Origin of the sequence: Paenibacillus sacheonensis, assembly GCF_009909195.1 — a bacterium.
GTDB lineage: Bacteria > Bacillota > Bacilli > Paenibacillales > Paenibacillaceae > Paenibacillus_Z > Paenibacillus_Z sacheonensis.
This window is the reverse complement of record NZ_JAAAMU010000001.1, coordinates 418,002-440,559: the sequence shown is the minus strand read 5'-3', so window position 1 is coordinate 440,559 and position 22,558 is coordinate 418,002. Positions and strand designations below refer to the sequence as shown.

The following is a 22,558-nucleotide window of genomic DNA, read 5'->3' as shown; positions in this document are numbered from 1 at the left end:
GCTTAGTCATCCTCTCTTTGAAGGCGGAATTGTAGAACGGTCAGCACGGCGATGACGATGAACATGAAGAAGGACAGCGCTGCCGAGATGCCGAACCTGGACTGCACGAAGGCCGTCCGCTGAATCATGAGCGCGACGACGAGCGAGGCATCCGCTGGCCCTCCTTGCGTCATGACGAATATATTGTCGAACGACAGCAGGACACCGGACATGAAGCCGACGAATTGGATCAAAATGACGAACTTGATGTTCGGCAGAATGATAATCTTCATTCGGTGCCACGGTCCGCAGCCGTCGATTTTGGCCGCTTCGAATAATTCCGCCGAGATCGACTTGATCGCCGCGTAGTAGAGCAGCACGCCGATTCCGCCTCCCGTGAAAAAGCCGGGCAGGACGATGGCGAACTTCGTCATGTGCAGATCGTTCAGCCAGCCATAGGGTCCCAGGCCGATCTTGGCGAGCAAATAATTGAACAGGCCGCGGTCGGGATTGTACATCCACTTCCACAGCAGGACGCCGGCCACGACCGGAAGCACGCCGGGAATCTGGTACAGCACGCGGTAAAATCCGTTGAAGCGCTTGACCTGCGACAGGAACAAGGCCTGCACAATCGGCACCCAGAAGACGATCGCCACCGACAAGAGGAAGAAGATGAACGTGTTTTTCATCGCCACCCAGAACGTCTCGGATTTCAGAAATTCGAAGTAATTGCCGAGGCCGACGAATTTGCCGGGCGGGCTCACGATATCGTAGTTGAACAAGCTGATATAGACCGCATCGAGTATCAGATAATATTTGAATACGAAAAACACGATGATGGACGGCAGCAAGAACAGAATCGGCGTCCAACGAATGTTGAAGCGCGCGCGCGATCGGGTCTGCATCTGCTTCTGTGTCTGCGCCTGTGTTTGCGCTTGTGCGGCAGCCCCTTGTTTCAGCTCCACTTGATTTCCCATTTCCGCTCCACCTACCTTATGAAAACCATCGGGATCTCCGATTGGAAATCCCGATTTGCCGGTTCGCCGTTATTATTTTGCCGCTTTAAGGTCGTTGTTGTACTTATCGATAACTTCTTTCTGAGCCAGATCCTGCGCCTTTTGCAGCTCTGCCGCCGGATCCGCGTTCTTATCCAGCAATACTTTCTGGATCGGCTTGACGAGGTAGCTGCTCAGGCTGCTCTTCAGGAAGTACTCCAGATGCTGGTCCTTCGCCGATTCATTGACGGCATCCAGGTAGTCCTGCGGAACGTCCTTGATGAATTTCGTCACGTCGAAGTCCTTGAGCACGGTGAACGGACGCAGGCCGAGACCGTTGTCGACCTTGAATTGACCCAGCGCGTCCTGGGATTCCTTGGACATGGAGAACATCGCGTAATCGAACGCCGCCTTCTGCTGCTCGGGGGAGGATTTGGGATTCAGCATCCAGAAGCTGCCGCCGACTTGAGCCGGCGCTTTGCCCGATGGACCGGCCGGGAACGGCGCGAAGCCGATATCGTCCGGGTTCATGCCTCTGCCCACGAAGTTCGTGAAGCTGTCGGACGTGCCGATGATCATCGCGGAGCGGCCGCTGTAGAAGTCTTTCTCGTTCTCGCCGATATCCTGCACGACGTTCTTCTGCGTCACGTTGTATTTCCATTTCAGATCCTTGTAGTATTGAAGCGCTTTGACGGCCGCGTCGGACGTGAACGTCAGCTTGGCCGTTCCGTCCGGCTGCTGCTCCGTCAAGTCGCCGCCGGCCTGCCAGACGTAATACTCGAAGTGCCAATCCGCCCAGTCCATGCCGAGAATATCGAAGCCGACGATGCCGGCGTTCTTCTGCTGCACGAGCTGCGCGTCCGCCGCGAACTCTTCCCAGGTCTTCGGCGGTGCCGTGATGCCCGCGTTCGCGAACAGCTTTTTGTTATAGATCAAGCCGCTCGTGTACATGTCGTTCGGAATGCCGTAGATCTTGCCGTCCTTGGTCGCGAGGTTGAACGCGCCGTCGATGAAGCGGTCCTTATCCGGCGAGCCGTTGACGAGATCCGTAATGTCGGCCGCGATTCCCTTCGGAATGTAGACCTGCATATCCGGGAAAGCCGAGTACGACAGGTCCGGACCTTCGCCGCCGGCAACCGCCGTCAGGAATTTCTCGCGAACGTCCGGCTGCCAGGCTTCCACGTGCTTCACTTTAATGTTCGGATGCGCGGCATCGAATTTGGCGAACTGCTCTTCGACGAACGACTTGGCCGGATCATCCGGAGAAGGCTGATCCCATACCGTGATTTCCACGACGGCATCTGCTGCGGCGTCTCCTGTGTTAGCGGGAGCGTTCGTCGTGTCGTTCGCGCTTGCGTTCGTCCCTTCCGATGCGTTGTTCGTCTGCGAGGCGGCGTTGTTCGTGCCGCCTGCGTTATCCTCTTTCTCCGATCCGCAAGCCGACAGCAGTCCGGCTACGATCGTGGCCGCGACCAGTACGGAAGCCGATTTCTTGATTCCCCCATGCTTTTTCATGCGATGCGTTCCTCCTAATGGAATATCTGATTGGTTGTGCTTACGAATTAATCATAGCGGGAAAGGAACGGCCCGTTAATGGAAATAACGTACTTGTGAACTATGAATATCTTGACGTTGCGGCACTCGCCCGGCGATGCGAAAGCCGCCGGAACGGATTCCGGCGGCTTTCGTTTCAAGACATGCGGGCCGGTCTATATAACCGTCTGAGGCGTCGTTCGCGCCTGCAGGGCCCGTGCTCATTCGGCGTTTAGCGTGCGGAATTGATTCGGCGTCATGCCGGTCGCCTTGCGGAATACGCTGCTGAAATACGCGGCGTCCTTGAAACCGACCAGCTCGGCGACCTGTTGGATTTTCAAGTTGGGATCCCGCAGCAGCGACTCCGACTTGCGGATTCTGGCATTCGTCAGGTAGTTGACGAAGTTCTCGCCGAACCGCTCCTTGAACCGGCGGGAGAAATAGCTCGGGTGAAAGAAGAACCGTTCGGCGATCATCTGCAGATTCAGCGGCTCGTGCAAGGATTGATCGATGAACAGCTTGACCTCGTCGATCGCGATATACTCGGACGAATGACGCAGCTTATACAATTGTCCGATAATGTTGTGCACCATTTCGATGAGCGGCTTCGGAATTTGGCGCCAATGCTCCAGTCCCTGCAGCCAGTGCAGCAGATCGTCCAGCTCGCCGATCATCCATTCGGGGATGCCGGTCTGCGTCAGCAAATATTTGCGCAGCAGCAGATGGAATTCCACGCAGAAACTCTCGAGATGCGAGAAAGCGACTCCGCCGTCGGCGGCGATCGCCTCTACGCGCTGTTCGATCCAGGCGTGCATGGCAGCGGCGTTGCATTCGTTCAAGCAGCTGAGGAGGAACGCTTCGTCTTCTCTCGAGACGATGGAATGCGGCGATGCCTTGATATATTCGTTCTCCGCCATATAGACCCGTCCGGGACCGTGGATGATTCGATTGCGCAGCGACTGCTTCGCATGCTGGTACGATTGTTGAATGACCTCCATCTGACGAACCGCCGTGCCGCAGCCGATCGTCGCATCGAGCTTCAGATGACAGCGGATGCCCTCCAGAATATGTTCCAGCTCCCGCTGCAGCGACTCGGCTTCCACCGGCGTCTGCCCGCCGAGCACGTAGACCAGCTCGTTCTCGTGCATGACGTGGCGGAAGAGCACGCCGTTGCGGCCCGTCGCGGCCAAGACGGTAGAGATAATATTCTGCACCGCGAACCAGAGCAGCTTCTCGTCGTCCGTACGGAAGGAGAGATGCGGGAGCTTGAACGGCTCGAGCTGAAAGACGACCGCCGCAAAATAACCGCATGCGCGCGTCATCTCCAAGATTCGCTCGTCTCTTGCGGCCGCCTGCTGCCGCGAATCGTCGCCGTACTGAATCAGCTTGCTGAGCATCTGGTCGCGAAGGGATTCCTCGCTGCGGTCTTGCAAATGCTTGACCTGCTCGCCAAGCGACTGCTGCTGCCGGCGGCTGTCGATCTTGCGCATGATGCGCGTCAGGCTCTCCTTCAGCTCCTCCTTGTCCACCGGCTTCAGCAGATAGTCCGTCACGCCGTATTGGATCGCTTTCCGCGCGTATTCGAATTCCCCGTAGCCGCTGATCACGATGAACTGCAGCTCCGGCCTCATCTGCAGCGCCTCCTGCAGGAAGGCGAGGCCGTCCATCTGCGGCATGCGAATGTCCGTGATGACGATGTCCGGCTCTTCCTCGCGAAGCTTGGCCAGCGCTTCCATCCCGTCGCCCGCTTCCGCGATCACCGTCAAGGGCAGCCCCGTCGTTTGTATCTTCTTGCGAATGCCCTGCCGCATCAATTGTTCGTCATCGACGATCATTAATTTCATCGTGAGCCTCCTCCACCCGCATTTTTTTGACCCATACCGTCACCGTCGTCCCCTGCTCCTCGCCGCTGTCCAACGCTAAGCCGTAGTGATTGCCGAAGACGAGCTTGATTCGGTATTGCACGTTGAACAGGCCGATCGACGATGCGGCATTGCCCGCGTAATTCTGCTGCTGGCACTGTTCGAGCATCGTTTGCAGCGATGCGAGCCGCTCCGGATGGATCGGCGGACCGTTGTTCCACACGGTAATGGCGGCATCCGTATCCGACAGGCTGCAGGCCCGGATCCGGATCTCCCCGCCCGCGGGGAGATGGTCGATGCCGTGCATGAAGCTGTTTTCTACGAGCGGCTGGAGCAGCAGCTTCGGGGTTAGGATCGTTTGCAGTCCGTCTTCCATGTCGATCGAGTAGCTGAGCCGGTCCGAGAACCGGACCTGCTGGATGGACAAGTAAATTTCGAGCTGACGGATTTCCGCTTGAAGCGTGGACATATGTCCGGCGCTGATGTTATAGCGGAACATCTTGGCCAGGTTGGAGCTGATCATGCTGATTCGGTCGTCATCGTGCAAGGCCGCCAGACTGTCGATCATGCCGAGCGTGTTGTACAGGAAATGCGGATTGATCTGCGATTGCAGCGACTTGATCTCCGCATCCTTCTTGACGAGATCCGCCTCGTACACTTTGACGATCAGCATGTTGATTTCTTTGGCCATCTGATTGAACCGCCTGACGAAATAGCCGATCTCGTCCTTCGAGGACACCGGGACGGAGATGTTGTAATCGCCTTTCTCGATCGAGATGATCCCTTTCTTCAGCTGCTTGAGCGGCGTAATGATTTTGGAGGAGAGGATGCTGGCAATGATCATCGCCCCAAGCAAGCAGACGGCGCCGATAATCAGCGTTCGCAGCGCGAGCTCGTTCACTTGCTCTAGCAGCACGTTCAGCGGCACCTGCCCGACGAGCACCCAGGATGTGTTGTCGAGCTTGTTGGAGACGAACAGCGTCCTCTCGCCCTGATGGTCGGCGTAGAGATAACGGGAATTCACATGGTAGCTGAACGCGAATAACGGATCGAGTCCCGTCAAGCGTTCGCCGAGCTGTTTCTCGTCGAGCGCGAACATGACCTTGCCGTCCTTGGCATCGACAAGCTCGTACTGGCCCTGCTCCTCGTTGCCGATCTCGCCCAGCCAGCCTTTGATGAAATCGGAAGAGAGCCGGATGAACATCACTCCGACGACGGGATTATCCGAGTTGAAGTTGATCGTTTTGACCGCTTGAACGAAGATCAGCGTCTTCGTCGATTTCTTCGTCCGCGGATCGATGGCCACCGTAGGCAGCCAGACGCCTTTGCCGTCGTTCGCGATTGCAATCGTTTTCAATTGATCATAATCGATATCGAGGCTGCTGGCCTTGCTGAGGCCGCCGGAGGTCAGACGGTTGCCCCCGTTCAGCTGGCTCACCATGATCAAATCCGCGACGGGGTTGCGGGACATAAACTGGCTGAATTTCGTGGAATAATGGCTGTACGTCTCGGGATCGGCCCCGAGGTCTTTGACGAACTGCTGAAAATCCTTATCTCCGAAATATTCCCAGGCGAAATTCTTCACGTTCAGCATGTACGATTCCAGCGTCGCGGCGGACTGGCTGCTGATCAGCTCCATGTTGCCGATCGCCCGGTCCTTAATATCGGAGGACGTCTGCACGTAGTAATCCAAGCCGAGCGCAATAACCGTAATCGTAATGGTCACGAAGAAACAAAACCAAATTTTGCGATACAGGGATCTCGTAATGAACCGATACGGGATCAACAGCGCGTGGGTCGCCCTCGTATAGCTCTTGCTCGTCTTCATCTGCCCTAATCCCCTTGTCTCGCCATCGTCTATGGGTAAACGCCGAATGCTGTTATCGCAAATCAGCAAAGCCGAAATAAAGCCATGCCTGTAATTATAGAGGCAGCCGGCGATTTTGTTCATTAAATTTTTTACGTTTGGGTATGAAAATCTTGAAAGGTTGGCGGAGAGGGGAAACGCAAACCAAACAAGCATGCGATGACTCGCATGCTTGTCGGCAAAGTAACTTTAATCCAGTCTGTCATGACGACTCCGAAGGCTTGCCGTCGTCATTCCAAGATGCCGGTATTCAGAATCGTAACCTTCACCTTCGGTTCGATCTTGATCGTCGGATATTGCTCGCGCCAATTCATCTTCTTGTATAACTCCGGATGATACGCCGCCGCTTCCTGCCCGAACTGAAAGAAATCGCAATTCGTCTTTTGCAAGGTCGCGATCACGTTCTTTGACTTCGCGGTCAGGTCCGCCGCGATTACGTTCTCTACCTTGCGGGAAGGGTCAAACTTGCCGTTTTTCACTTTAAGCCCTTCTTCCAGCAATAGAAGATCCAGCTCTAAAGAAATCGCGATTTCGCGAATGCCTTTGCTGTCATAGGCAAAACGGTAACTCCTCTTCGTTTTCGTACCCGGGCGGAATAAGGTATAGAGGCGCCGGGACCGAAGAAAAGCTGGCCTTTGGCCGGCGCTCCTTTCATCAGCAGGGCAAGCAAGGTTTCGTCATTGTTCAGATTGACGCCTGTGTATTTCCCATCCCTGAACAAGGCCGTTCCTGCCAGACGAGCCCCATTGCCGAAGGGTTCGAAGCGATTGAGCAAGAAGTCGTTCATGAACCCCTCTCCGCCGAGGATATAATGAAATAATTTGTTGGACGGGATCCTACCTCTCCGTTTCTCGTCCTCCAGCAAGCCGACCAGAAAATCCGAAGTGGTCTGGCCGTTGATTTCCTTCTTGGCCAACAGTTTCGGGAGATCGCCGTCGTACAGGACCAAATCCGCGTATAACGTCTCAAACTGAGCCGCATTGTTCAAATAGTCCATCGGCTGATCTTTGGCGAATTCGGCACCGATCAAATACAACCTGGTTTCCAGCACGCTGAGGGTGCCCGGCATCTCTTTATTGATATTGCTTACCGTCTCGTAAATATTGGCGCCCGTGGATTCAAGATAGGAGTCGGAAGGCTTGCCTCCTCCTTGCGTCGTATCGCTAAGCTCGGAAACAACATAGCTGACCTTCAGCCGCTTGCCGTCCCCCTTGTTGTAATCGATCCCGGTTATATCGACAAAAAGCTGCTTATTCAGTTGAACCTGATCCCAGCAGCCCGACAACAGCAGGCAGACGGCCAGCGACGCAAGCAATCGCCTCATGCCCGGCTCCGCCCGGTCCCGCGCAATCCCGAAATCATAAGCAGGATAACCGGCAGCCCTACGATCATCAAGATGGAGAGCTTATCCTGCATCGAGCCATATTGCATAATGCTGTCGCGTTTCGATATAAAGAAGCTGGCGATAAAACAACCGCAGACGATAGCCCACACCCAAACATGCTGTTTGCCCAAGCCCCGACCCCGCAGATGTTGGAATGCTCTGGCCGCCAAGAAGAAATAGACAAAGACCGTAGCCGATACGATGCAGGCACAAGAGATGATGAACAAGATATCCACCCCCTGCAGGATTTTGAACCGGTAGTTCTTTAATAGGAATACGATCGGCTCCGGAATAACGGCAAGCTGTTTTAAACCCAACGTCATGGAGCAAACCAGGGTGACCGCGACATAGAGTACGATCGTACAGGCGTTGGCGATCGTCATCGCAAGAAGCAGCTTCTTCTTGCTTCGCGTCTCTATGTACGGGTAGGCATACAGCAGCAAATCGTAGCCCGCATAGGCGCTGAACGCGATGTAGATCCCTTTCATAACCGGATTCCATCCCTCCGTCAGCAGGGGAAGCAAATTCCTTATTTCAAGTCCTTGATTGCCGCTGAAAACGATAAATACGAAACCGACAATAGGAACGATAAGAAAAGATTGCGAGATCAACGCCAGATTTCTCAGACTTGACGTTGCCGCATACCCGATGACGATCAGAAGCATGAGCAGGATCGGCCACTTCGGCGTGAACGTAAACAACCAGCGGTTCAAAATATCGGCATACATCAAAGTCACCAAGAGACCGGAAATGGCGTAATAGCCTCCGTATGCGAAATTGATGACGGCGCCAATCGGTTTGCCGACGATAAGCGGCGCATAGGCATAGATATTCCTTGTCGGGTAGCGGCTCCCGAGCCACCACATGAGCATGATGCCTATTTGCGCGGCCAGTCCGCTAAGCAACACGGCGAGCCAAGAATCGCGACCGGCATGCAAAGCCGCAGCATGAGGCAGGGATATGACCTCGGTCCCCAGCTGCGCCATGATGATCAGCGTAATCAACTGCCTCCCGCTGATGGTTCCTTCTTTCATCATCGTTTCCAACTCCTCGGATTGCGCATCCTGGTCTGATCGCCGGCTGCCGTTCCCGTCGGCCGCTTCCGCAAGGTCCAGAGCGGCAGACGAAACAGCGTATCCTTCACATCGCTTAAACCGAAGGGAGGCTTGTAATAGGGAAGACCCATCGTATGCATGCGGCACAAATGAATGATGATCAGCATCAAGAAACAGACGAGGCCAAACAAGCCGAAAAACGAAGAAAGCAGGATTGCCGGATAACTCAGCAACCGCACGGCGCTGCTCATTTCGTACGATGGGATGATGAAGGAGGCCAGTCCCGTCAAAGCGGCTACGATCACCATCGTCGTGGACACTAAATTCGCTTGAACGACTACCGTTCCGATGACGATACCGCCGACTACGCCGATGGTTTGGGCGACCGGACTCGCTAACCGGACGGTCGCTTCCCTTAGTATCTCCAGCAGGAGGATCATGGAAAGCGCTTCGATCACCGGCGGAAGCGTAATATATTTGAGCGAACTTTGCAGCGTATGGACGAAGGCACTCGGCAGAAGCTCGGGATTAAAGGAGCTGACCGACACGTAGAAGGCAGGCAGGGCGATCGTTATGAAAAAGCAGCAGATGCGCAAAAACCGTAAGAGGGAGCCTAACATCCAGCTTATTTGATAGTCTTCCGGGCTTTGGAAAAAGGACCAAAACGACACCGGCAGGATGATGATGTCCGGGGATCCCGTTGCTGCAATGACGACCTTTCCCTCCATCAAATAGGCGCGCGCGCGGTCAGGCCGCTCCGTAATGAGCATCTGAGGAAACAGGCTGGATTTCTTCTCCTGAATCAGCTCGTCGATAAATCCCGGCGCTTCGACGTAGTCAATGTCGATGCTGTTAAGCCGCTTGTCCAACTCTTCCACGATTTCCGGTTTCGCGATCGACTTCATGTACATGACGGCTATCTTCGTCTGCGAGAGCCGTCCGAGCGTATACTGTTTGATGACGAATTCCGTAGAGTTGATGAGCTTGCGCATGAGGTTGAGGTTCGTATCCAAACTTTCGATGAACGCTTCGTTAGATCCGCGCAATACCCGCTCGTTAATCGGAATATTGATGGAGCGCTCTTTTTTCAAATCGACGCCAAGCAAGTAAAGCCTGCTCTCTTTGCCCCGATGCAGTACGACCTTGCCGTTCATGACCGCTTGAGACGCTTCCTCCAATTGCTCGGTTTCCGCATAGTCGAGTATCGACACGACATCGTGCACCGCGTCCTGCGGTCGAAGAAGCAGCGGCCTCAGGATGTAGTCCTGCACTTGGGAAGGATCGATCATCGTTTCGAGATAATACAGCGCATACGCTATCCCCCCGATGACCAACCGCTTGGATTGAAAGTCGCTTTGATTCGCAAACATGCGTTCGAAATACTGTTCTGGCGCTTCAATCGATGCGCTTGGCTTCACGTCGATTGCCTCCTCCCGTCTTCGTCGTCTATTCGCTTACTTTAACCGGATTATTCCCAAAACATGTAAGGATGGAAGCGGAATGATACCGAGCGCGCGAATAAAAGTCGTCAAACTCGAAAAAAAAGGCCGCCGATGCGTCGGCAGCCTAACCAAGCTATACGTCCTGCGAATAACCGCCTCATAACCGCGTCTACCCGACTCCGCCTATTCCCAAATCGATGCCATTTCCCAACCTTTAAACGTACGCATCGTTACTCCCTTAGGATCCGCGGCGAATAGACTGACCCCATCGCCGGACGCCAGAGTCGGATAGATTCGGGCCGTCAGACACAGCTCAGCGTTGACGAATACCTCCAGCACGGAGTGATCCAAGAAGAGATGAAGCTTGACATCGCTTTCAGAAGCGAAGTCCAGCTCGCCGCTTACGATCGACTTGTTCGGCTCGTCCGCCAAGCTCGAACGGGTACGATCGATGGAGACGGTGCCATTCGCCGGATCGAACGTCAAGACGGTCTCTTCCTCGCCGTTGGGCGAGCGGAGCAGCTTGATGCCGAAGGCCGGCGTATCGGATTCCAGCTGGAATTCGGCGGTAAATTCCAACGCCCGCCCGCGAATCGGCAGCGGCTCCTCCGCGGAGACGATCCGTTTCTCATCCAGCTGAATGCCATTCCTTCTCAGCATTTGCAGTTCCGCGGCAGGCTCCATGCGCAGCGTATGGTCCGCACCTAAGCTCAACACGCGCGGAATGGATTGAATCCCGGCCCAGCCCGCATTGCCTTTGAATTCCCGTCTGTCCGCTTCCGGAATCCATCCCCACATCAGACGTCTGCCATCGGGACCTATCATGCTGTTCGGGGCATAGAATCCTTCGAATCCATTGGCGTCCAAAGCCCCGCTTATCTCGGGCGTAAAGGTATAATCGGCCTTCCAGGTTCCCGTCAAATATTTGACCTGTCCTCCCGGCGAATAGACCAAGACATGCTTGTCCCCGAGCTTGAAGAAATTCGGGCATTCCCAGATCCCTTCCGTACCCTCGCACAGCTTATTCAGGAACTGCCACTGCAGCAGATTGGAGGATCGGTACACCAACGCGCAGCCCTTGCCCTCGTGAATGCCGCCGACCGCCATGTACCAGATGTTTCCCTCTTTCCATACGAAGGGATCCCGCCAGTCTTTGATCGTCATGCCGCCATGCGCCTCTAAGGTCAGCACCGGGTTGTCCGGGTGCTTCTCCCAGCTCGCCATTCCGTCCCGGCTCGTCGCGAGCCATTGCTCCGGACCGTCCGCGGCGCTGCGTTCGCCTTCGCCGACGCTCGTATATAAGATCGTCGGCACGCCGTCGTCGTTGACGGCACAGCCGGAATAGCAGTGGAGCTCGCCTAATTCAAGGGAAGGATGCAGCCCGATCGGCAGATGCTCCCAATGAACGAGATCCTTGCTCTTGGCATGGCCCCAGTGCATGGTGTCCCAATGATCCGCGTCGGGGTTGTATTGATAGAACAGATGGTATTCTTCGTTAAAATAGAGCAGTCCGTTCGGATCGTTCATCCAATTCTTCTCGGGGAGAAAATGGTAGATCGGACGGTATAGATTCATGGTCATCACCCTTTCTGTTTCGTATTATAGCAGTTTCTCCAATTCCGCTAGAAGCGTTTTTGTCAAAATAATCCTCGCTTCGCCTCGCCGCTGCCCCTCTCGGCCAATTCAATCCGCCTTCGTATGCCGGCTGGCTTTGACATGCTTGAGCTGCGCTACGATAATGACGCTGATGATGACGAGCAGAAACCACGAGCTGATCTTGCTGACGCTCACCAGCCGCCATGCTTGGTATTGATCCGGATATTTCCAAGCATTGAAGAACGTCGCGATATTCTCGGCCAGCCAGATGAAGAAGCCGACGATGAAGAAAGCCGCCGTCAAGGGCATGCGGTACGTAACGTTCCGCACCCGGTAGATGATCCGGGTTCGCCGGAAGACTAGCACCACGAGCGCCGTCAGCCACCATCGATAATCGGGAACGAAATGATGCGTGAAGAAGTTCAGGTAGATCGCGCCTCCGAGCAGCCAAGCCGATGCCGGCCCCGGCCAGCCGGTCATGCCCATCTTCAATCTTCGCCATACCTGGCACATATAGCTGGCAACGCTGGCATACATGAATCCGCTGTAGAGCGGCACGCCGAACAGCTTCGTATACGCCGGCTCCGGGTAAGCCCAGGACCCCATCCCGACCTTGTAGAGCTCCAGCAGCAGTCCGATAATATGAAACACGCAGATCACTTTAAGCTCATCGCGCGTCTCTAATCCGCTACGGTACATGAGGTACTGTACGGCGAGCAGCACGATTAGAATCGCGTCGTACCGATGAACGAAAGGCAGCCGAACGACGCCCGAAAGCGCCAGCGTACCGAAGATGGCGACCGGAAACAAGCAGCTCATCGCCTGATGATAGGCGAAATGCAAGAGTTGAAGCATGGATTTCATAGATGATAGCTCCTCGCCGGGCAGCATGGAATCGAATCGCAATTCATGTCTCCCTATTCAATATAGAGACAATCGCCCTCGTTATTCCACCGCGCTCCGATTAGCCGATTGTTGTGTTTCACCGTTTCACAAAAGTTAATTTATCATGATATATATCGTTTTACAATATATAATTTATGCAAATAAATGTTTTATTATTGTTTATACCAACTTACTATCCTAGTATTTGCTTAAGTATGTACCTTGCTTCAACTGCAAGGATCTTGCAAACGCGCGGCGTCGCACAAGAGCCTCGGCGAGCTCTATTGGTATGTTCCGATCAACTATATTCCGATCAAGAAACTAAAAGAAGGCTGCCGGGATATGCTCGGCAGCCCTTTGTCAGTCTTCCTATTCCCGCCATTTCGCCGATTGCGAAATGCTCTTGCCGTTCACCTGCATCTCGTGCAATTCGCCGTACAGCACCTCGATGTCCCAAGACGTCCGGCCCGTCGTTTCATCGCTTGATTGCTTATAGATGCCCCACGCCGTTCCCGTGCTCCAGAAGCAAGAGAAGTCCTCCCGGTACAGCTTGGGCGAGAAGGACATCGTCCGGCCGACCATATCGCAGCGATAACCGCTGATCGCGGGAAGCAATGCCCAGCTTGCCATCGAACGGGCGTAATGGTTACCGCATTCGACCTCGTTCCACGGATTCCGGCGAATGCCGTCATGACGTTCGCGCAGCGCTTTGACTAGCGTCAGCCCCTCCTCGACCAAGTCCTCGTAGATCAAGTGCGCCGCCACCTGGTATTCGATCCCCGTCCACACTTCGTCGGAATAGATGAACGGAAATTTAGGCCTTCCCCCGCGAGGCCAGGAGCATAACAGCAGCCCTTTCTCATCGCCGAGCGCATACGTTCGCTGGACATTGGCATGCTGCGAGAAATCCGTTCGAAAGTTATAGCGGTACACCGAACGAACGGCCGCCTTCACATGCGCCTCGGGCAAAATATAACCCAGTCCGGCGACATGCGCCATAAACTGCCCGATCAGCTGGTCGGACAGACAGCCCGTGCCTTGCTGATAACGATAAGCGTCCACATCGTCGAGCCTTTGGATGTAATACTCCCCGCCCCACAACATCGCGTCCATGGCGGCGCTGCCCCGCATCCAAGCTTCCGTATAGAATTGGCTGCGTTCTTCGTCGCCGATATGCGCGGCCATTGCCGCTCCGGCTTTCAAGGCGGCATAGAACATCGTATTCGTCAACGTGTTCGGGCCGTAGAACTCTACGTCGTACGTATTATGCTGCTCGCTGTCCAGCACGAAGTCGCCGTCGGAATCCCAATACCGGCATGCAAAATCGAGCGCCAGTCGCGCCTTCGGCCATAACTCCCGCAAGAACGCATCGTCCCCGCTCAGCTTCCACTCCCGATAGAGACGCACGATCGTGCCGAGTTGGCCGTCCGCCGCAGGAACCATATCCCATCGCTCGCCGCCGAACGCTTTGTTCGTGCGGAAAGACATGCTTCCTTCTTCGTCCGTCTCCAGCAGAAACTCTACCCGGCGCATCGTCCTCTCCAGCGAGGGGAAGAGAAACGCCAGCGTCTGCGCGTAATTCCACACATGCGTGCACGATCCCTCGCAGCTGCCCCGATGATCGAAGCCTCCCTCCCACCCGAGCAACGTGCCGTCTTGAATTCGAAAGCAGGTCGTGCTGCGGAGCACCGTGATGTTGGCCGCGAGCGCATCGATGACGTAATCCGGCAGTGTGCTGCCGAACAACGCGCGGTGAAAGTCTCTCGAGCTGCCTTCGAGGCGGGCCATATTCGCGTAGAGATATGTCCCGGCAGTCCAAGCGTCCGCGAATAAAGCCGCATAGTAATTACGTTCCATGCCGATCCCGTCGCCAACCGGCAAGATATGCCCCTGCCATTCCTTCGGCCGGTTCGGATAATGCCAGGTCAGCACGAATTCGAAGACCCGTTCCTCGCCAGGCGCAAGCGTATGCCGAATGCACACCGAGCCGTACCGCTCTTTGCCGCCCGCATGCAGCTTGCCCGTACCCGACTGCGTATTCTTCCAAGCTTCCAGTCTGCCGTCTTCGGAGAAATCGGTCCAGAACTCCTGAATGCCGTCCCACCAGGCGCCGGGAAGCCATTCCTCCTTCATGCTTACGCCGTCATCGCGCGTCATAAGCGACATCGTGCCGTTACGCGGATGCTTGGGAGGAAGGTCGGGCGAATAGAAGAAAATGCCTTGCAGCCCCTGCTCCGACCGGCATTCATTGCGGACCTCGCCGGCGAGCCGCATGTTATGGAACAATTCGCGCCCCTCGTATCCGGCCGCGTTCGCAAGCGACCCGGCAATCGAGACTTCCGCAGATTGGTCCGCCGTATTCGTTACGCGGTAACGAATGACCGCGCCCGGGATGCCGGACTCGTCGGGATTCAGCGGAATGAAAGGCGTAAAGGCTTCCATGGCGACCTTCACCGGCAAGAAACGGTCCGTGAAATCCACTTGGACGAACGGGTACTCGCCCCGCAGCACCGAAGCGTCCAATCGCGGCAATCCCGCCAGCTCGTCGGCGAAGAAGCCGTGCGAATTGGCGAAGGGCGGCGTCAGCTTGGCTTCAAGCACCTTGGCGACCGCCTCGCCTTCGCCGGCCTTGACTCGAATGGCAAAGAACGAATATGGCAGCGCATTGCCTTTGCCCTGGCTGTTGAACAGTTCCCAATCGCACAGCTGTCCGCGCGAGCCGACCGAGACATTGCCGGTGCCGATGCCTCCGAGCAGGAATTTGGCTTCCCGCGCATCATGCGAATAGGAACGCTGCGGCCCCCTGCGAAACAGTTCCTCCGCCGTGTACGGGCTATTATCGCGTTTATGATCATCATGATCGGAATGGACATTATGCTCGTGTTTCATAAGTTCTCTCCTTTCGCTTCCAGCAGCAATACCCAATCCTCGCCTCTCCCGCTCGACGGCGGGACGAATCGATGGATGCCTCCTCTGACGTACGTTCCCGCTTCCGCCCAGCCCCCGCTGAGGGGATCGAAACAGGAAGCGGCGACAACCGGAGCTTCCAGCCGCTCCGGCACCGCTTCGAAGGGAATGCCGTTCGGCGTATACAGCAGCGCATAGCCGCCGCCTCTTGACGCAGCCATGCGGTTAGCGCCGGCCGGTTATCCGCGATCATAGCCGGGTCCGGCACGCGGTCAAGCCCCGTCCGCGTCTCGATCAACGTCCGGAGATGGCGAATTTGCGTTGCGCCTGGCCGATCCAATGCCTGTTCCCAGATGCCGGAGGCTTGATGAAACTTGTCTCCATGTCGGAAGCAGGGCCTCGTAGAGACCCAGCTCCTCCGCCGTGTCGACGATGTAATCGACGTGATCCCAATAGGAGTAAGGCCCGTCGGTGTCCGGCCGCAGCGGGTCGGGAAGACTGTCCGCGCCAGGCTTGAACGGCAGCCGGCCGTGCGCGTTCGGCGACGATACGCCATCGAACTCCGCCAGCGTAACCGCTTGAATGACGTTGTATTCCCATTTCGCCCGATTCTCCAATACCGGCCTCTTCCCGGTTCAGCTTGTGGAACAGCTCCCATGCCGTATCGCCCTGCCAGAAGAACGGCGTACCGCCCTCCCGGACGAGAAATCTCCGATTATCGCTGACCCGCAGCAATTGAATCGCGTGTTCAGTCATCTCTCATCCCCTTGCCTTCATAATTTGCCTGTCCGTCTCCTAGTAAGGATAGGACCGCAGGCTGTCCGGCGGAAGAGAAAATCTTAACTTGTTTTCGTGAAAATCATGATGATTGGGATGCTCGGTCCGCTGCCAGCAGCGCAGCACCGCAGTGCCATCTGGGCGCACGCTTACTAACCCTCCCGATGTGAATCGGGAGGGTTAGATTTGTCCTGACGGTCCGACAGGCTGCCGCCGCGTACCTGAGTCAAAAGCCAAGCGCCAGCAGCCAAGCGTAGCCGCCGACATGCTAACTACCAAGCGCCAGCACATGAATGCGCCGTTAGATCAGAGCCAGCGCCAACAGTCAGGCGTGACCGCTGACATGCCATGCGCCTACGCCCAAGCCGAGTCATTCGCTCGTATTGGAATTGTAAAATCAAAATAAGTGCAATGATGCAACTATTTTCAGGAAAAACAAGGACCTAATTAAAATAAGTGCAGATTTGCAACTATTTGTATGAGGTTGAGCAGAATGCTCAGTTATTGTTCGGAATAAGTGCAGATTTGCACTTATTTTCAAATGAACGGCGATTTGGAAGGAATTAAGTGCAGATTTGCACTTATTTTCAATTTGGAAGCGGCAATGCACTGCCCCGCAGCGCTCGCTTCAATGCATGATTTTATGTCAATACTAGTAGCTCGTCACGAGTTCACTTGTTGAATCAGAGCAGGAGGCACGCATGTATTTAGCCCGTTTAAACGACCAATGGTCCTCATTCGCTCAAGAAGCCGGTCTTAGCGAAGCTGCCGCCATCCGGATTACGAACACGGCCCAGCTCAAGCCCGCGGATGGCCCGTCGTATTGGCTGGAATTCGAGCGGGAAGGCAGACGTTTTCATCTGTATCATCTGCATGGCCTTCCCGGCCATGCAGATGATCTGAGAGAATTGAGCGAGGCCTACGCCGATGCTTCTCCTGAAGCGGCGTTCGGAATTCCCGAACGGCAAGCGGCGGCCATCATGGAAGCTGTCCATGCCTTCATGCAGCAGCATTATGCAGCCATTCAAACCTCCGTTGATTGCGGGAACGGCATCGAGCAGGCCAGATCATACATACACAATGTTCGCATGAAGCATTGGCTGCCTCGCTTTCCAAGCTGATTTCCGCGGCCGGTACGCCTTTCTACTCTATCTCTACCGGCTTTCCACCTGCTGTTTCCTTGATCAAACCGACTGCCCGGCACAGCTCGACCAGCTGGTGCGCCCCGTCATATTGCCTGCGGTTGCGGGCATGGATCGACTGCAGCGCCTCCGCGGTCACGCTTCGGGCTTTCTCCAGACTGTGCTGCTCCACGGCCTTCACGATTTCCTTCATTTTCTCCAGAAAATACACCGTCCTGCGCAAGGTCCGGATCAGTAAGATCTGCCTGATATGCGTCGTGTTGAACAATCTGTACCCGTTATCCGGATCCCGCTCCGGCTGCAGCAGCCCTTCCCGCTCCCAATGCCGGATCGCCGACGCCGGCACGCCGGTAAGCTCCGCGGCTTCCCCGATCGTCATGACGTTCTTCGGCAGCTTGCCCGGAATGACCGGCAGTCCCGGATTGCGAAGCAGTTCCATCGTACGGTCGGCGACGGTCTTGTCCTCCTGCAGATTGGCCTGTTCCCGGTTGAGCAGCCAAAACGCCGCATCCATCTCGCCGGCTTGAATGTGACGGAGCACCTCGCAGCCGACCGCTGTGCCGAAGCCCGCGAACAAGGCGCGCAGACAGCGAAAATACGCCGCATGCGTCTTCGTATACAGCCGATAGCCGTTCGCCGCCCGCTCCGGGAGCGGCACGACGCCCCAAGCTTCGTAATGCCGCAGCGCGCTCGTGCTGATGCCGAGCTCCCGCGCGATTTCAACGGGCTTGTAATAGACCGGTTCCACCGCCTCACCCCTCCTCTTCCACGCGTCGACTGTTCTCCTACTATAAGCAATCAGGCACCGGAAATAAAGAGCCGCGCCTGTCTCCGGATCAGACCGGCTTACCGACCGCCGGCCCCTGGCACGGCTGCTGCTTCCCGCGTAATCAAAAAAACATGGCTCCCTATCGAACCGCTGGACCGCTTCCTTCGTTTCTCTCTGTGATGACCCCAATCTCAAGGAGGAATGAACCGATGAAGAGAAAACGTTTAGGCCTGTTCGGTTTACTGCTTGCACTATGTATTACTTGCCTGGCACCGGTGGGCAGCTCGGCCGCGGCGGCCGCCAGCGCCACCGTTACGACGGACGGCCAGACCGCAGCCGCGCTTGGCCTGCTGCTCGGGGACGGGGACGGCGTAACGGTCGCCTATCTAGGGAAGAGCGCGACCCGCGTTCAAGCCGCGATCATCTCGCTTCGCCTGCAGGGAAAGCTGGCGGAGGCGCAGGCATTCGAGGGAACGGACAATTTCAATGACGCCGCATCCGTCGGCGCGAGCAACCAAACGGTGCTCGGTTACCTGAAAGCGCATCCCGAGCTCGGCTGGAACGGAACGGGCGGAGGCAGCTTCAATCCCCTCGCGCCAATCAGCTCCCAACAGTTCTACAAGGTGCTGCTGGAATCGCTCGGCTACCGTTCCGGCAAGGACTTCGACTACGCGAAGGCCGAGACCTTCGCCGCCAGCAAAGGCCTAACGCAAATCTCGGGTACGGCCAGTCTAATGAACGCCCACATCGCGACCGCGCTGGTGGAGGCACTTAGCGCAGATACGATGGACGGCATGACGCTCTTTGCCTCGCTGCAAGCGAAAGGCGTCTTATCCGCGTCGGCGGCTCTGCCTGCCGCGGAGCGTCTCCTTCTTCATCGCGACGCGAAGCTTGGCACGCTCTTCACCGACAGCAAGGGCCGGACGCTGTACTTCTTCACGAAGGACGCCGCCGATCCGAACAGCTGTGCCCTCGACTGCCTGAAAGCTTGGCCGATCTATGCGGCGCAAGACCTGCAAATCCCCGCTGGGCTGAATGCCGCGGACTTCGGCGTGCTGAATCGCGCGGACGGCACCGCGCAAACGACGTATAAAGGCTGGCCGCTCTATTATTTCGCGAAGGATCAAGCGCCGGGAGACACGTTAGGCGAAGCCGTCGGAGGCGTCTGGTTCGTCGCCAAATCGGATTACGCGGCGATGCTCGGCACTTCGAAGACGCTAGGCAACTATTTGACGGATGCCAAGGGCATGACCCTGTATTATTTCGACAAAGATACGGCCGGCACGAGCGTATGCGAAGGAACCTGCCTGACGAATTGGCCGGCTTATCAAGCCGACGGCTCCTCTCTCCCGACGGGCGTCAACCCCGCGGATTGGGGTACGATTACCCGTTCCGACGGAACGAAGCAGGCGGCTTTCAAAGGGTATCCGCTTTACTATTTCATTAAAGACGCCCATGTCGGCGATACGCTGGGACAGGACGTGAATCACGTCTGGTTCGTTCTGGACCCTGCCGCGTTCAAGGGCACGACGGCTCCGGTCGCGAAGACGTACAACATCGACATCATGGATTACTCCTTCGGCATGGGTCCCCTCACCGTCGAGGCCGGTTCCCATATCGTCTTCACGAATCACGACGACATGCAGCACAACGCGGTCGCGGTCGACGGCAGCTTCAGCATTCCGCTTCTCTCGAAGGGCGAATTCGCTACGATTACGCTGACGAAACCAGGCGTTTACGATTATTTCTGCCAGCCGCATAAGAAGTTCATGACCGGTCAGATCATCGTCAAATAAGCCTAAGAAAGGCGGTATCGCAATGCCAAAACAACGACTACGAGCAACCCGCCGCCCTGCGCTGGCCGGAATCGGCCTCCTGCTGCTGGCCTGCTGCCTCATGCTCTCGGCATGCGGCAAGTCCGGCAGCAGCGATTCATCCCAGCCTTCGAATAACACGGCTGCAGCCCAGTCGGATGCCGGCAGCAACGACACGCCAGCCGGCACGGGAGACAATGACGTGCCGTCTGGCACCGCGGATAACGCCAAGGGCGGCAACACGGCGGCTTCCGGCAACGTGAATGGAAGCGGCGACGATCAATCCGCGGCGGCTCCCACCGAAGGAAAGGCCGATGATTCGGGCCATGACGCCGGCGACGACCACCCTTCGGCTTCGAATCAGGGCGGCGACGATAAGCCGAAGCCGGCCGATTCGGGCCATGACGCGGGCGACGATCATCCTTCCGCCTCGGATAAGGGCGGCGACGATAAGCCGAAGCCGGCCGACTCGGGCAAGGACGCGGGCGATGATCATCCTTCCGCCTCGGATAAGGGCGGCGACGATAAGCCGAAGCCGGCCGACTCGGGCAAGGACGCGGGCGATGATCGCCCTTCCGCTTCGAACCAGGGCGGCGACGACAAGCCGAAGCCCGGCACGGGCAAATCCGAACCCGCGCCAGCCGCCAAACCGAAGACCTACAACGTCGAAATCAAGGATTTCGCGTTCTCTCCCGACAAGCTCAGCATTAAGCCGGGGGACAGCGTCACCTTCACCAATCGCGACGAAGTGAAGCATTCCGCCACCTCCGTCGACGGCGTATTCGATACGAAGCTGCTCGCCCAAGATACGTCCGTGACCATCGTGTTCAAAGACGCCGGTTCGTTCAGCTATATCTGCACCCCGCATCCCGCGATGCAAGCCGTCGTCGAAGTGAAGAAATGACGGTTGCGCGATCGCCGTTTCACGTTACAATGAAGACTATAAACCAAGCCCGTCGTGGAGGCGCCTTGCATGCAAAACCTGTCTGATTACGAATTGATGCTTCTCGTCAAAGGCAAGCAGCATGCCGCGCTGTCCGCTCTGTACGATCGGTATGCGGGACTCGTCTACTCCTTTGCCTGGAAAGCATTGCGGGAAGAAGCGGCGGCCAAAGACATCGTGCAGGCCGTCTATCTCCGGCTGTGGACGACCGAATCGTCGTACGATCCCGAGAAGGGTAAATTCACGAATTGGCTGCTTACGATCGTGCGCAACATAACGGCTGACGTACTGCGGAAGCGGCGCAAAGAAAACGTGGGCGTGCTTCACTACTTGCGGGAAGACCTCGAGCGCATCCCCGATCGGCTGAGCCTGTCGCCGGAGCAGCAGGCGGAGCATCAATTCGTGAAAGAACAGATTCGCGGTGCCTACAGGCATCTAAGCAAACAGCAAATCACGCTCTTGGAGCATTTCTATTGGCAGGGCTACACGCTGAGCGAGCTGGCGGCGCTATACGACCAGCCGCTCGGCACGGTCAAGAATCGGCTCCATCAAACGTTGAAAATATTGCGAAGACACTTGTCTGCAGAAGGAGTAGGAACGGGATGACGGAACGAGGACGAATGCCCATATGCGAAGACTGCCTAAGCTATATAGCCGGCTTGTGCAGTGATGAAGAAAAGCGCGTGTTCGAGCTTCATCTCCCGACTTGCGACGGCTGCCGGCAAGAGCTTGAAGATTTGCGAATCGTGTGGGAGGCACTTCCGGCTAATATGGAAATGATGGAACCGCCCAAAGAACTGAAGGAACAAGTCATGAATGCCGTCCGCGAAGCAACGGTCGCGGAACAACCTGCCAGCGACGGCAAACGCATGCCGCCACCATTCACGCTCGGAAAGCCGGGCTGGAATCGGCTGCCGCGCAGGCGCAAGCCGATTATGGCCCTCCTCGGCACCGCCGCTGCCGCCGCGATCGTGCTGCTCTCCGTCTGGAATGCCGAGCTGCGCCGGGACGCCGCCGCCGCGCCGCTGCCCGTGGAGCAGGCGCTGTCCGTTCCCGCGTCCAGCATTCAACAGCTCGTGCCGTTGAAGTCGAAGGCGCCCGCAACCGCAGAGTCTTCCGGCGTAGCCTGCATCGTCGACAACGGGCAGAGCCGGCAGTTCGTCGTTTATCTGTTCGGCGCGCCTCCGACGCTGGGCGAGGAGGCCTATCAGGTATGGCTGATCAAGGACGGCAAGCGGAGCAGCGCAGGCACGTTCCGGGTCGGCGGGAACAGCCGCGGCATCGGCTTGCTGGCCATGCCGATTCAAGGCGAGAAGCTCGATTTCGATGCCATCGGCATCACGCTGGAGCCGGATGAACGCGGAAGCCAGCCGCGCGGGAGCAAGATGTACGGTTCGGCGTAAATCGGGGCCGCAGCTCCGGTCGTATCATTATTCGGCCGATCGGCTAACGGCACCCAAGTCATAGTCGGATTCCATAGGGCAGACTGCGGTCTGTCCTATTTTTATCGCCGCGTTTGCTCTCTGCGGCCGCATTGAAGCGGGCTTGGAGGTCGCTTGTTCGTTTGAAACGCACGGTCGTTTGTGTCACTATGGAAGAGAATGAACT

Annotated in this window: 19 protein-coding genes and 1 pseudogene; 5 read left to right on the top strand and 15 right to left on the bottom strand. The window is 56.6% G+C overall.

The window, feature by feature from the left end:
- Positions 1-2: 2 nt before the first annotated feature.
- The 14 genes and pseudogenes from GT003_RS01745 to GT003_RS32960 all read right to left on the bottom strand — a co-directional run.
- Positions 3-956 carry a carbohydrate ABC transporter permease gene (locus GT003_RS01745; RefSeq protein ID WP_239565646.1) on the bottom strand — a complete coding sequence of 318 codons (954 nt, stop codon included), beginning with the start codon at positions 954-956 and terminating at the stop codon, positions 3-5.
- Positions 957-1,028: 72 nt separating this feature from the next.
- Positions 1,029-2,489, bottom strand: coding sequence for an extracellular solute-binding protein (locus GT003_RS01740; protein ID WP_161693762.1), 1,461 nt, complete (start codon positions 2,487-2,489; stop codon positions 1,029-1,031).
- A 239-nt stretch (positions 2,490-2,728) separates the two neighbouring features.
- Positions 2,729-4,351, bottom strand: coding sequence for a response regulator (locus GT003_RS01735; RefSeq protein WP_161693760.1), 1,623 nt, complete (start codon positions 4,349-4,351; stop codon positions 2,729-2,731).
- Positions 4,329-6,197 carry a cache domain-containing sensor histidine kinase gene (locus GT003_RS01730; RefSeq protein WP_161693757.1) on the bottom strand — a complete coding sequence of 623 codons (1,869 nt, stop codon included), beginning with the start codon at positions 6,195-6,197 and terminating at the stop codon, positions 4,329-4,331. Before GT003_RS01730 ends, GT003_RS01735 begins: the two co-directional genes overlap by 23 nt.
- 269 nt (positions 6,198-6,466) lie before the next feature.
- Positions 6,467-6,760, bottom strand: a complete 294-nt coding sequence (locus GT003_RS32365) for a Ger(x)C family spore germination C-terminal domain-containing protein (RefSeq protein ID WP_346266553.1) — start codon at positions 6,758-6,760, stop codon at positions 6,467-6,469.
- A complete protein-coding gene (locus tag GT003_RS01725) occupies positions 6,751-7,560 on the bottom strand; it encodes a Ger(x)C family spore germination protein (protein ID WP_239565648.1) in 810 nt (269 codons plus the stop codon). Before GT003_RS01725 ends, GT003_RS32365 begins: the two co-directional genes overlap by 10 nt.
- Complete coding sequence (locus GT003_RS01720; protein WP_161693755.1) at positions 7,557-8,657, bottom strand: GerAB/ArcD/ProY family transporter; 1,101 nt, start codon at positions 8,655-8,657, stop codon at positions 7,557-7,559. The genes GT003_RS01725 and GT003_RS01720 overlap by 4 nt, the downstream gene beginning before the upstream one ends.
- Positions 8,654-10,093: a spore germination protein gene (locus GT003_RS01715; protein ID WP_161693753.1), complete on the bottom strand. Its 1,440-nt coding sequence runs from the start codon at positions 10,091-10,093 to the stop codon at positions 8,654-8,656. The genes GT003_RS01720 and GT003_RS01715 overlap by 4 nt, the downstream gene beginning before the upstream one ends.
- Before the next feature lie 207 nt (positions 10,094-10,300).
- Entirely contained in the window at positions 10,301-11,692 is a 1,392-nt protein-coding gene (locus tag GT003_RS01710) for a glycoside hydrolase family 32 protein (RefSeq protein WP_161693751.1), read from the bottom strand.
- Between the two features lie 108 nt (positions 11,693-11,800).
- Entirely contained in the window at positions 11,801-12,577 is a 777-nt protein-coding gene (locus GT003_RS01705) for a DUF817 domain-containing protein (protein WP_161693749.1), read from the bottom strand.
- 390 nt (positions 12,578-12,967) lie between these two features.
- Positions 12,968-15,487 carry a GH116 family glycosyl-hydrolase gene (locus GT003_RS01700; RefSeq protein ID WP_161693747.1) on the bottom strand — a complete coding sequence of 840 codons (2,520 nt, stop codon included), beginning with the start codon at positions 15,485-15,487 and terminating at the stop codon, positions 12,968-12,970.
- Positions 15,484-15,726 (bottom strand): putative collagen-binding domain-containing protein, encoded by a 243-nt coding sequence (locus GT003_RS32360; protein ID WP_161693745.1) that lies wholly within the window; start codon positions 15,724-15,726, stop codon positions 15,484-15,486. The genes GT003_RS01700 and GT003_RS32360 overlap by 4 nt, the downstream gene beginning before the upstream one ends.
- A gap of 51 nt (positions 15,727-15,777) precedes the next feature.
- Complete coding sequence (locus GT003_RS32355) at positions 15,778-16,122, bottom strand: apiosidase-like domain-containing protein (protein WP_239565649.1); 345 nt, start codon at positions 16,120-16,122, stop codon at positions 15,778-15,780.
- A gap of 49 nt (positions 16,123-16,171) precedes the next feature.
- Positions 16,172-16,261: pseudogene (locus GT003_RS32960) on the bottom strand (hypothetical protein); the annotation flags it as partial.
- Positions 16,262-16,983: 722 nt separating this feature from the next.
- Here GT003_RS32960 and GT003_RS01685 point away from each other — a divergent pair.
- Entirely contained in the window at positions 16,984-17,403 is a 420-nt protein-coding gene (locus tag GT003_RS01685) for a hypothetical protein (RefSeq protein ID WP_161693742.1), read from the top strand.
- Between the two features lie 22 nt (positions 17,404-17,425).
- Here GT003_RS01685 and GT003_RS01680 read toward each other — a convergent pair whose 3' ends face one another.
- Positions 17,426-18,172, bottom strand: a complete 747-nt coding sequence (locus GT003_RS01680) for a MerR family transcriptional regulator (RefSeq protein ID WP_161693740.1) — start codon at positions 18,170-18,172, stop codon at positions 17,426-17,428.
- Positions 18,173-18,402: 230 nt separating this feature from the next.
- On the opposite strand from GT003_RS01680, the gene GT003_RS01675 reads away from it, so the two are divergent.
- From GT003_RS01675 to GT003_RS01660, 4 genes are all read left to right on the top strand, one after another.
- The gene (locus tag GT003_RS01675) at positions 18,403-19,989 is read left to right on the top strand and encodes a plastocyanin/azurin family copper-binding protein (protein WP_161693738.1); all 1,587 of its coding nucleotides are present in this window, start codon (positions 18,403-18,405) and stop codon (positions 19,987-19,989) included.
- Positions 19,990-20,011: 22 nt separating this feature from the next.
- Positions 20,012-20,911, top strand: coding sequence for a plastocyanin/azurin family copper-binding protein (locus GT003_RS01670; protein WP_161693736.1), 900 nt, complete (start codon positions 20,012-20,014; stop codon positions 20,909-20,911).
- Between the two features lie 69 nt (positions 20,912-20,980).
- Complete coding sequence (locus tag GT003_RS01665; RefSeq protein ID WP_161693734.1) at positions 20,981-21,556, top strand: RNA polymerase sigma factor; 576 nt, start codon at positions 20,981-20,983, stop codon at positions 21,554-21,556.
- Positions 21,553-22,353: an anti-sigma factor gene (locus tag GT003_RS01660; RefSeq protein ID WP_161693732.1), complete on the top strand. Its 801-nt coding sequence runs from the start codon at positions 21,553-21,555 to the stop codon at positions 22,351-22,353. Before GT003_RS01665 ends, GT003_RS01660 begins: the two co-directional genes overlap by 4 nt.
- Positions 22,354-22,558 lie beyond the last annotated feature (205 nt).

Bases quoted from the DNA above. Each gene is read 5' to 3' on its own strand.
- GT003_RS01745 (WP_239565646.1), bottom strand. From the start codon at position 956: ATGGGAAATCAAGTGGAGCTGAAACAAGGGGCTGCCGCACAAGCGCAA.
- GT003_RS01740 (WP_161693762.1), bottom strand. From the start codon at position 2,489: ATGAAAAAGCATGGGGGAATCAAGAAATCGGCTTCCGTACTGGTCGCG.
- GT003_RS01735 (WP_161693760.1), bottom strand. From the start codon at position 4,351: ATGAAATTAATGATCGTCGATGACGAACAATTGATGCGGCAGGGCATT.
- GT003_RS01730 (WP_161693757.1), bottom strand. From the start codon at position 6,197: ATGAAGACGAGCAAGAGCTATACGAGGGCGACCCACGCGCTGTTGATC.
- GT003_RS01725 (WP_239565648.1), bottom strand. From the start codon at position 7,560: ATGAGGCGATTGCTTGCGTCGCTGGCCGTCTGCCTGCTGTTGTCGGGC.
- GT003_RS01720 (WP_161693755.1), bottom strand. From the start codon at position 8,657: ATGATGAAAGAAGGAACCATCAGCGGGAGGCAGTTGATTACGCTGATC.
- GT003_RS01710 (WP_161693751.1), bottom strand. From the start codon at position 11,692: ATGAATCTATACCGTCCGATCTACCATTTTCTCCCCGAGAAGAATTGG.
- GT003_RS01705 (WP_161693749.1), bottom strand. From the start codon at position 12,577: ATGAAATCCATGCTTCAACTCTTGCATTTCGCCTATCATCAGGCGATG.
- GT003_RS01700 (WP_161693747.1), bottom strand. From the start codon at position 15,487: ATGAAACACGAGCATAATGTCCATTCCGATCATGATGATCATAAACGC.
- GT003_RS32360 (WP_161693745.1), bottom strand. From the start codon at position 15,726: ATGGCTGCGTCAAGAGGCGGCGGCTATGCGCTGCTGTATACGCCGAAC.
- GT003_RS01685 (WP_161693742.1), top strand. From the start codon at position 16,984: ATGTATTTAGCCCGTTTAAACGACCAATGGTCCTCATTCGCTCAAGAA.
- GT003_RS01675 (WP_161693738.1), top strand. From the start codon at position 18,403: ATGAAGAGAAAACGTTTAGGCCTGTTCGGTTTACTGCTTGCACTATGT.
- GT003_RS01670 (WP_161693736.1), top strand. From the start codon at position 20,012: ATGCCAAAACAACGACTACGAGCAACCCGCCGCCCTGCGCTGGCCGGA.
- GT003_RS01665 (WP_161693734.1), top strand. From the start codon at position 20,981: ATGCAAAACCTGTCTGATTACGAATTGATGCTTCTCGTCAAAGGCAAG.
- GT003_RS01660 (WP_161693732.1), top strand. From the start codon at position 21,553: ATGACGGAACGAGGACGAATGCCCATATGCGAAGACTGCCTAAGCTAT.